The organism is Thalassospira xianhensis MCCC 1A02616 (assembly GCF_003326475.1).
Classification (GTDB): domain Bacteria; phylum Pseudomonadota; class Alphaproteobacteria; order Rhodospirillales; family Thalassospiraceae; genus Thalassospira; species Thalassospira xianhensis.
On the sequence record NZ_JPWA01000069.1, the window covers coordinates 1 to 9,493 of the forward strand.

4 protein-coding genes are annotated in these 9,493 nt (G+C 49.8%); all 4 read right to left on the minus strand.

Annotation, left to right across the window (positions count from 1 at the left end):
• Positions 1-729 precede the first annotated feature (729 nt).
• Positions 730-954: a hypothetical protein gene (locus TH5_RS24735; protein ID WP_147250187.1), complete on the minus strand. Its 225-nt coding sequence runs from the start codon at positions 952-954 to the stop codon at positions 730-732.
• Between the two features lie 62 nt (positions 955-1,016).
• On the minus strand, positions 1,017-6,914 hold the full coding sequence (locus TH5_RS24740; RefSeq protein ID WP_114124097.1) for a two-partner secretion domain-containing protein: 5,898 nt from the start codon (positions 6,912-6,914) through the stop codon (positions 1,017-1,019).
• A gap of 15 nt (positions 6,915-6,929) precedes the next feature.
• A complete protein-coding gene (locus TH5_RS24745; protein ID WP_114124098.1) occupies positions 6,930-8,651 on the minus strand; it encodes a ShlB/FhaC/HecB family hemolysin secretion/activation protein in 1,722 nt (573 codons plus the stop codon).
• Positions 8,652-8,984: 333 nt separating this feature from the next.
• On the minus strand, positions 8,985-9,493 hold a 509-nt coding region (locus tag TH5_RS24750), incomplete at its 5' end, for a GntR family transcriptional regulator (RefSeq protein WP_114124099.1).

Consider the following 9,493-nt stretch of genomic DNA (forward strand, 5'->3'; position numbering starts at 1 on the left):
CGGCAGACGGACTTCGGGCGCACTGCCCCAACCTGTCCATCACCGACGGGCCCCCAGTCCATTGCTGCCACTACCGCCACTGCTGCCCCATCCGGCAAATTCGGGGTCCGTTCCCCGACAAGACGCACCTCTCCCGTCATGACAAATAAGCGTGTTAAAAGCGTATTAGAACCGGCGCGGAATGCCGCCGTAATGGCTTCGCCATCCGCCGATGAGCATCCTGCGGACTGCCCCGCAACCCTGCCTGAATCTTTGCCACTGCATCCCGATCACCTCTTTGATCTGGCTCCAAACACAAAAACCCGCAGAGCCTACAAGGCCTTGCGGGTTTCGATCCGGGTGCATTTCTCCCGTTGATTTTTCTCTTATGTCATAAACAAAAGAACAAATCAAGAACTTTTTTCAGTAAATCTGACGAAAGGGTGAGCTGCTCTCTTTTTACACAAACTCACTCCACCGGTGATGGTTCGGAATTTCGGGTGGTCGCGGCATATGACGGATCACACGAGTAATGCTTTTATTGCTCAGGTCATTTTGGTGCGAGCTCATTAGTACTAATAGCGTTTAAATCGAAAGTGCGGTTTCATCGCCAATGGTCAGAGATAAAAACTGAAGTGTGACATTGCTGCTGTTAATGTTTGTGATGGTTTTGGTTTTGCGTACATCAAAATACTATTCTTGCAAATTTCACTCAGGATGTAATTGTTTTGTGAGGAAATTACCTCTGAATTACGTTTTGTATTCTACATTATAACCTTCGCCCAGTTCAATTTGAAGCCGTTCGGCGAGGTTAAAACCTTTCTCAATATGATTATCCCTTAGTTCCGGGGATGAAAAATGCGAATCTGGTGGATAATCTGCGTTAAAAGTTTTTTGAAAATCTTGGTCCCACTTTGATATAAGATCTTTCAATTCATTAGAGATTGGCAAACTATTTACTTCAATATGTCCCATTTGATCTAGGTTGCTACAAAAGATTGGGGGAGCGAAAAATTCGTTTCCGAGTCTTAAATTTATCATTGTATTTGTCTCCAATTACTCACAGGGTTGGCTCGAATAATGTAGCCATTACTCCCAACACCAATTGCAATATTGTGCTCAATCCCGTCTCTTAAAATTCGGTAAACTGGAGCAGTACCATTGGTGCCGATTATGTTTCCTTGTTTCAACGCGCTCATTATAGTTTCTGCAATTTGGTCCTCCGGAATTCCTTTGTTTGAAAAATCAGTTCTATGTCGCTGGTAAATATGCTGTAGACCTGCAGTATCGTTCCCCGTTTCCAGCCATACCGTTCGACCATCCGGCAGTTTAGCAATATCGATAACGTTACCGACTGTGATTTTGGTGCCATTGGCAACAAGTTCATTCACAAGTCTTGTCTTCTCGATGACGTTGAATTCGGCATCCAGTTTCGAACGAACGGAAGCGAGTGAGGTCAGGCGTGTTGCAGACCCCATCAGGACCGCCGCAACAGATGCAATGTCTTTGAGGTTTTCAATATAATCGGACTCAATTGCACCTGCGCGAACGCCCTGTGCCCGGACTGTTTTGATCAGACTGTCTACAGAATTCTGATACTGCGTGAAATCATCGAGCACCAGAAGAGCATAGGGCATATCGTCTTCGCCGATCTCTCCGGAGAAGATGGCCTGCTGTAGTTCGTCAAGCTGTAGTGTTGCTTGCTCGGAAACGTATCCCAATCCATCCAGAACATTTTGCTGGGCTTCTGCGGGCTCCTCACCAAGGTTCGGATCAAAAGCCGCCTCTGTCAGCGCCCGGAAGGCTGCGGGAACAGCATTATCGGGATAAGATGGTGCGAGGATTGCCTCATAGAAATCGGCATTCGGCAGGATGTGATCGGCATATCGCGCCCGGTTAAAGAACGCGTTATCCGGGTCAAGGAAGGCAACCTGACGTCCATATTCATCGGTAAAGGTTTGATCTTGGAAATGGTCGGCCAGTATGGTGCTTGCCTCATCATCGGCCGGGAAAATGTTCGCATAGGTGTTATCTACTTCGCGCGCGGCTGCCCGACCCAAACGGGCTTCCCATTCATCGGCAGTTAATCCGCCTTCTTCGGCCAATTCTTCCGCCAGCTTACGGATTGCAACCCGTTCGTCGGTATGAAGCTGCCGGTTATAGGTTGCTGCCTGTTGTGCGGTGAAGGCTGCGGTATTGACCGCATCGGCATCGCCTCCGGTCAGGGCAACGGCAATGGCCCCCGCGAGACCGGCGAGTTGGACGCGGGTATCAATATCGTCAATGGCGTTTTCAAGGGGAGTACCCAGAATTTCCTGCAACCCGGCACCAATGGCTCCAGCAGCGCAGCTCCGACTTGAAAGTTGCCCCACGCCACATCCGGCAATGGCATGCATAACGACTTTTCGGATGTCGCCTTCTTCAAGGTTCCATTGATCGGTGTTAGACAAATCGCCTATCTGCTTGGCGAGCTGGGCGGACGCAATACTGGCGACGGAGCTGATAATGTTTTCTTTAAGTGCATCACCAAGGTCCGCGCCATTGATCGCGGTTTTTACAACCGTGTCTGTCAGGGCGCGGATTGACTGATATGCAATCTGGTCACTAATTTCCGCAGTTTTTCCAAGTTCAATTACGGTGCCATCAGCGTTGATACTGCCAATAATTCCAGCCGTAACCCCTGCGGTCACCATGCTGGTTGCGAGTGAGCGCAGGGTGGCAGAGGAGCCGAGTTCTTTTAGAACGGCACCAAGGTCGCCTTTGTTGTTAACCAGTGAAATGGCGGCCGTGCTTGCCAGGGCTGTGAAGCCAGCGGATACGGCGGCACTGACGCCGGAGGCAATAGCCCCTGCTGCACCCATGCCATTGGCCGCCAGGGCACCCAGAGCAGCCCCTGCACCTGTGCCCATGCTAATGGCCGTAACTGCAATCGCAATAACCGCAGCCCCTGCACCACTTAGGCCTTCGGCCTTATAATCCCAGTTTTTATGAACCTCTTGAACCGCGTGCCACGTTGCGTCGTCACGTTCCATCATCTCGCCCATCCATTCAAGACCGGGCGTTGCAGCAAGGGCTGCGACGGATTCCTCGAGATTTCCGGTATCGCGATATTCGATAACGACACCGTTACCCGCATTGACGATCAGGCCGCCATCTGCGGTGATTTCAGTCATGACAACGGTTTCATCGATATGGCCGGTGTCGCGATTGCTGAACCATGCGAAGTTTGATGATTCGCGGATTTTATGTTCGTAAAGAGAATCCGTATTCGAAAGCAGGGCAACCTGGCCCTCTTCCGCTGAAAGCGTTGTTTGCTCTTTGCTCGACAGTTTGGATGCCTTGATCAGAACATCGCCATTTTCCGAAACGACATTAAGAGTTCCACCGGCTTGCAGTGAGGAGATGACAGATGTCAGGGCCTCACGCGTGCCGGAGTTAAAGGAATTGCTTTTGCGTCGTTCGCTGTGCAGGTAATCGTAATCCTGAAGGGCAACGACCTGAACATTGCCATCTGCTTCAACATCAAGGTTGCCGTCTGCTGAAACCTGACTTCCCGCAACGGTCACATCCCCGCCGGATTTGATTGACAGATTGCCGCCAACGGTAACGTTCGAACCCTTATTATGGGTGCTGCGTTGCTCCAGGCTGAAACCGGGGGTGTCATATGCAACATTTCGCGAAATTTCAGTTGCGGCAAAGGTGATGTCATCACCTGCTTGCAGTGTTGCGTTGCCACCAGCCGCAATATCAGCACCTTCATTGACAATATCGCGACCGGCTTCGACGGAAAGTTTGTTTCCTGCCGAAATACTACCTTTGGAAATCAGCATGTCCTGATAGCCGTCGCTACCGCTTGCACGGTCTGTGACGGACATATTGATGACGTCACCGGTTGCCGCAACAAGCCGCAAATCTTCGCCTGCGCTTAGTGTTCCTCCGGCATTGATAATCGATCCCAGTGCTGTCAGGGATAAATCTTCGGTTGAGGAAATCTTTCCGGAATTGGCGATGGAATCCGCGACCATCTGGATGTCATTGGCGGCAATGATTGCGCCTTGTGGTGTCAGATCGGTTTTGTCACCGCTTGCCAGATAAAGCTTGGGTACCAGAACCGTCTGTCCGTTCACTTCCTCTTCGACATACCAGATAATGCTTTCGGTCAGGGTTGCTATCTGATCTGCTGAAAGGGCTGTGCCAACGCTAAGTCCCAGCCCCTGTTTCTGTGCCGCTGCCGCCTCGATAAGTTGACGCATTTGCGCTGCGTCATTTTCGGCGTTGCCGAGGAACCGTTTTCCGGTCTCGGCCAGAACCTGCTCGCGCACCAGCCGTGTATCAAAGAACGCATCACCAAGTCGTTTGGGCAAGTCTTCGATAATCGATTGATCGACATCTATCTGATCAAAGAAGTAATCGGATCCATAGAATGTGCCAAAATCCGTATACTCAAAGCGGGTTTCGTAAACGTAATCCTGATCCTCGGATGCTTTTTTAAACAATCCGGGTGTTGGCGGAACATAAGTGCCACCTTCTGGGACTGCGGTTACCGGGATGTTTGCCGGGTCGGGAATTGCGTTGACCAGTTCATCGACATAGGAAATGCCGCTGGACGGCAGGCTTGCAGCCCCTTGAACGATTGTGGTGTTATTGACTTGCCCGGTGAAGGAGCCGCTGAATGTTCCACCTGCGACGATTTGTGCGTCGAGGCTGCCAATAGTTTCGGATTCCAAGAGTTTTGCTGAATGGTTGAATTCGAACCATCGGCAAGTTCCGCCATAGCATCTAACAACGTTGTCATTGACGGAGCTGGAATGGTAAAGGCGCCTTGTTATTTGTGCCCCGGTGTTCTCAAGGGTTGTTCCGGTCAGAGTAATATTGCGGGCAGCCTGAATATCGCTTTTGTCATTTTTAATGGTGCCACCGTCAACGAAAACATCCTGTCCTGCAGAGATAACGGATTTGGCGGAGTCTTCCGAAACGACATTCTCATAGACACTGACGGTGATGCCGCCCCCGCCAAATACAGAACTGTAATAGCTGGTGTAATTGCTTTTCCAGGGATGTGGAACATAGGCGATTGTCCCGCGCGAGAAATAGGCGCAACCTTCGGGTGATATTCCTGCTCCCGGAACACTGTTACATCCTGGATGTGTTGTATGATTTGCGGCGTAGTATTGATTAAAAGTTCTCTGATCAGACATCGCAAAACGGAGCTTGCGATTAAGCAATTGATCCGCTTTGATATTAATGTCGCCTTCAAGGCTTTCGATTGTCGATGATGCATTGTCAAGCAATGCCATGCGCCCATCATCAAGGCCCTGCAGGGTAATGTCTCCCCTTGCAATCAATGTCCCTTCACTATTGAAAAGGGTGTCGCCGACAAAGAATGAAAGATCCCCTGCGGCAAAAACAAGATCGCGATTCTCGAAATTGTTGTTGACCGTCAGATAAAGGTCATTGGCGACCTGAAACTCACCATTGTTGAGAAGGTTTTCAATTGTTCCGGAAAGATCGCCAGCAATCGAAAGTTTGCCATTATTGAGCAGTTGACCGCCGACCGTTAGCTCCGCTGGGCCAGCCGCAAAAACTTCTTCGCTGTTAATGGTGAGGTCGTTTGCGGCCCTTAATATAAGCCCATTACCGCCGCTCAGAACGCCGCCGACGACCAGATCACTGGTGCTTGTGATCTCGAGTTTTCCTCCAGATTCCAAATGGCCCTCATTTGCCAGAGTGCTCTGGATGGAGGTATTGGCATCTGATTTGATTAGTCCGGTTTCCTGATTGTTTAAAGTTGCTGAAACAATCGAAACATCGCCAATCCCGATGATCGTTCCGGCGTTATCAATATGCCTGGTTTCAATTGCTGTTTGCTGTCCGCCTTTGATTTTTCCGGCATTATTTAGTCTTGCCGCTTGGATGTCTATTGTGTCACCGCTAACAGATGCGTCTGCGCTGACATGAATATCTTGAGTTGCAGCGATGCGGGCGGTTTGAGCGGCCTGGAGGGTGCCACTTACGTCGACGGCATCGGATGTTGACGCGATATCAATATTCTGTTCGGACGCAACATTATTAACGCTGATCTTGCCATCAGCTGATATTGTCAAGCCGCCGCTCGATGCGGCCATATCGCCTGCTACCGTAACTCCCACGCCCTGTTCGGTGCCAATTAGTCGGATACGGTTGGCATACATTCCGCCAAGAATGCTGGAATCTATCGAAACACTTGGCTTCGTGCTGATATCTGCTTTTGCAGTTACTTCGCGCGTTTCATAGTTGACGCTATTGCGTCCTGTAATGATGGACAAATCCGCAGCGTGCAGATCTGCATTGACTTTTGCCGTACGACTTATGATTTCGAAATAAGCAGTATTGTTGGCATTAAGACCTGCACCATCAATCAGCACATCGCCGGTTTCAACATCCAGTCCAAGTAAATCCCCAGTACCATCAAACTGTGCTTTGCCGGTGCTTAATGTGGCGCGTGGCGTGTTGATAAAGCCGCAGCCGTTACAGGTGATGCCGTTGGGGTTTGCCAGTACATATTCTGCGCTCTGGCCAAAAATCTCCTGATAGCCAAGAAGGTTAGACCTGTTTGCGCCGGTAACTTCGTTAAGTATGAGGCGAGCAGTGCCGGACTGTAGGTTGCTATTGCCTGCAATGACACCACCAAGCTGGGATTGCCCGACATTCCGACTGTTGTTAAGGATCAGGCCTTCCGATCCAACATTGAAATCTGAGAATTTGTTATGTGAAACGCCCGCGCCATTCGGTGTGGCAATATTGACAATTGGCACACCGTTCGGAGCAGCTCCAAGAGATGCCTGGTTGTTTGATGCGGCCTGACTATCGACCGAAACCTGCGCCATGACAGGCTGTATCACAATAATTGTGCTAAGAGTTACACTGAGAAATTTCGTAGCAAGTGATTTGAGCATGGTTCCCAGTGCTCCCTAAAATGCCAAATTGGCTGAGAAATAAATTTCAGAATTGCGCCGGTTAACAAAGGAAGGTGCATCAATGGGGCGGGCATAGGTTAGCGCCAGATTGAGATAGGGGCCTCGAACCTTGAACCCTGCCGACCATCCAGAAATTCTGCCGCCTTCAAAGAGTTCTGAGGCGTCTTGGGATATGACACCGTAGTCAAAGCCTACAAATGGTTGGATTTCGCTAGCAATTTGCGAGAGCTGGGGAGGTGAGATCGGGAGACGAAGCGCCAGTTCATTTCTGATAAAGCCTCCGGTGTCACCGCTTACGGAACTTTCTTTGTAACCGCGTACCGTCCCAAGACTTCCAATTGATATGCGCTCGCTGCCATAGAGCGTATCTGGACTCCATTGCCCACGTATCCCGCTGGTTACAGTTAAAGGCGTCTCCAGAACTTCAAAATTCTGAATGACTGTAAGGTCTGCAGTGTATTTCTCGAATTGGGCTTCTGGGGCATCTTGTGCTCTGTCATCATCTTGCTTTGCACCGAGTGCCTTGATGCCAGTTTCATAACCTACAGAAGCTGAAACCAGTCCCTGACCAAGTCGACGACTGTGATTGATATTTAAACCAAGTATCGTTAGGCGTCGGCTGCTCACCTCGAGCAAAACGTCCTCAATGTAGTTCTTTGTTTTTTTATGGGTGAATGATGATGACAGCGTTGTTTTGCTCGTCTGGTCACGATGTAAAACACGCGCAAGGTCTGCGCGCCATGTGGTTGAAGTGCCCGAACTTTTGAAGTCCTGTAAGGTGCCTTCAATCTGGTTTCTGTACTCGAAGTAGTTTGCTGATAATGATAGCAGCCAGTATCCGTATGGAACCGAGAAGAAACCGGTTTTGTTTCTGCTTGCCTTCAGAGATGAGGCAGGTTCCGTGTCTTGTCCGTAAGATAAACTTAGAAGGTCATTGAACCCCAACCAGTTGTAGGCTTCGCCACTGTAAGTTTGTTGTGATTCTCCGGTTGCTTCACTGCCGGAATTGTCAAGGCCAGCGCTAACCCTCCAGCTTTTATCAATCGTGTTATCAATAACCGCGATTGACTGCCCTTGCTTCGAGCCGGGTTCAAACTCCACTGTCGCACTGGAGTTTGGCAGCCTGTTTATTTGATCTAGGCCCTGTTCAAAATCTCTGAGATTCAGTCTTTGATTTTCTAGTCCGGGAAAGGCTGTATCAATTTGGCCATTTGATAAAATATCGGGCTTGGAGGGTTTTATATTTTCAACTTTACCCTCAATTACTGCCAGCCTGAGTACTCCAGAACTCAGGTCTTGAGCTGGGACATATGTTCTGGTTGTTACATAGCCGCTCTGGACAAAATGGTCCGTCAGAATCTCGAGAATTTTGTCGATATCTTCTTTATCAATGCATTGCATCTCGAAGTGAGAAATCAATGGGCGAAGATCTGTGTCCCAGCCCTCAATCTCGACACGTTGAATCTTAAAACACGGAGATTCTCGGTCATTCTCTGGTTCGTTTGAGGGGGCTGGCCTAGTATAGCCGGGGGGGAATTGCTTGGGAATCAGCGGGTCTTCAGGTCGGAAGCGTTCCTCCTGTTGCCGCAGAATCTGTTCTTGCTGCCTGATAATCTGTTCGCGTTGAGATGGCGTTTGCGCCCACGCCGCAACGCAAAGCCCAGCTTGCGAAACCGCCACAAGCAAGAACAACACGGCAAAATTTCTGCCCTGCATCGTGTTAGTATCGCCCCTAATCTCGGCTTTTTGTTTTTATAGTTTGTTTCAAAAACCAAGAGAGTAGGGCGAACCTATGAGAATTTTTTGTGCGGCGCAACTTCCTCAAAGGAGTAGTTTAAGAAGACATATGGTCAGTTTTATCCATCTATAAGGATATAAAAATCAACAAATATCTATACTTTAGGATGGATTGTGTTCAGTGATGTGAGGGGTAAGCTGCTCAAGTTAGCCGTCGCGATATAACTCGCATGGAGGGAGCTCTTACAATTTATAGAAGAGCGACAAGTTAGTTCTTGAATGCGTTTATCTCAGAAATGCAGGTTAATGAGTCTAAAGCGCCGTATGCATCCGATATCCCGGCGCAAAAACCAGCCGGGCCGAGGTAATGCCCTGTTCCCCTTCCCAGGTCGTGCGTTCGATCAGAAACAGCGGTTCATTCTTTTGGGTGCGCAATATTTTGGCTTCGTTTTCGGATGCCAGCACGGCGGAAAATGAAATGTCGCCCTTGGTGTAGGGGGCATGGAGCACCAGCCATTCATTGGCACTGATCTTTGACAGGTCCGCATCAACAATTTCCGGCGTAGCGGCGACCGATACCCAGCGTTCTTCAAACATATAGGGTTTGCCATCGGCCAGATGCAGCGACGTGATATGCAGCATGTCGCTATCCGCGGTCACGCCCAGATTGGCGCAGATTTCCGGCGGCGGGCTGCGGCGCTCGCTTAACAGCAGGCCATAGGTATATTTCTGGCCGCGTCCCTCGATCTCAAGCCGAATGACCGGGATGTCAAGCCGCGCGCGTCGCACCGGGTGGGTCGCGACACGGGTTCCGGCCTTGC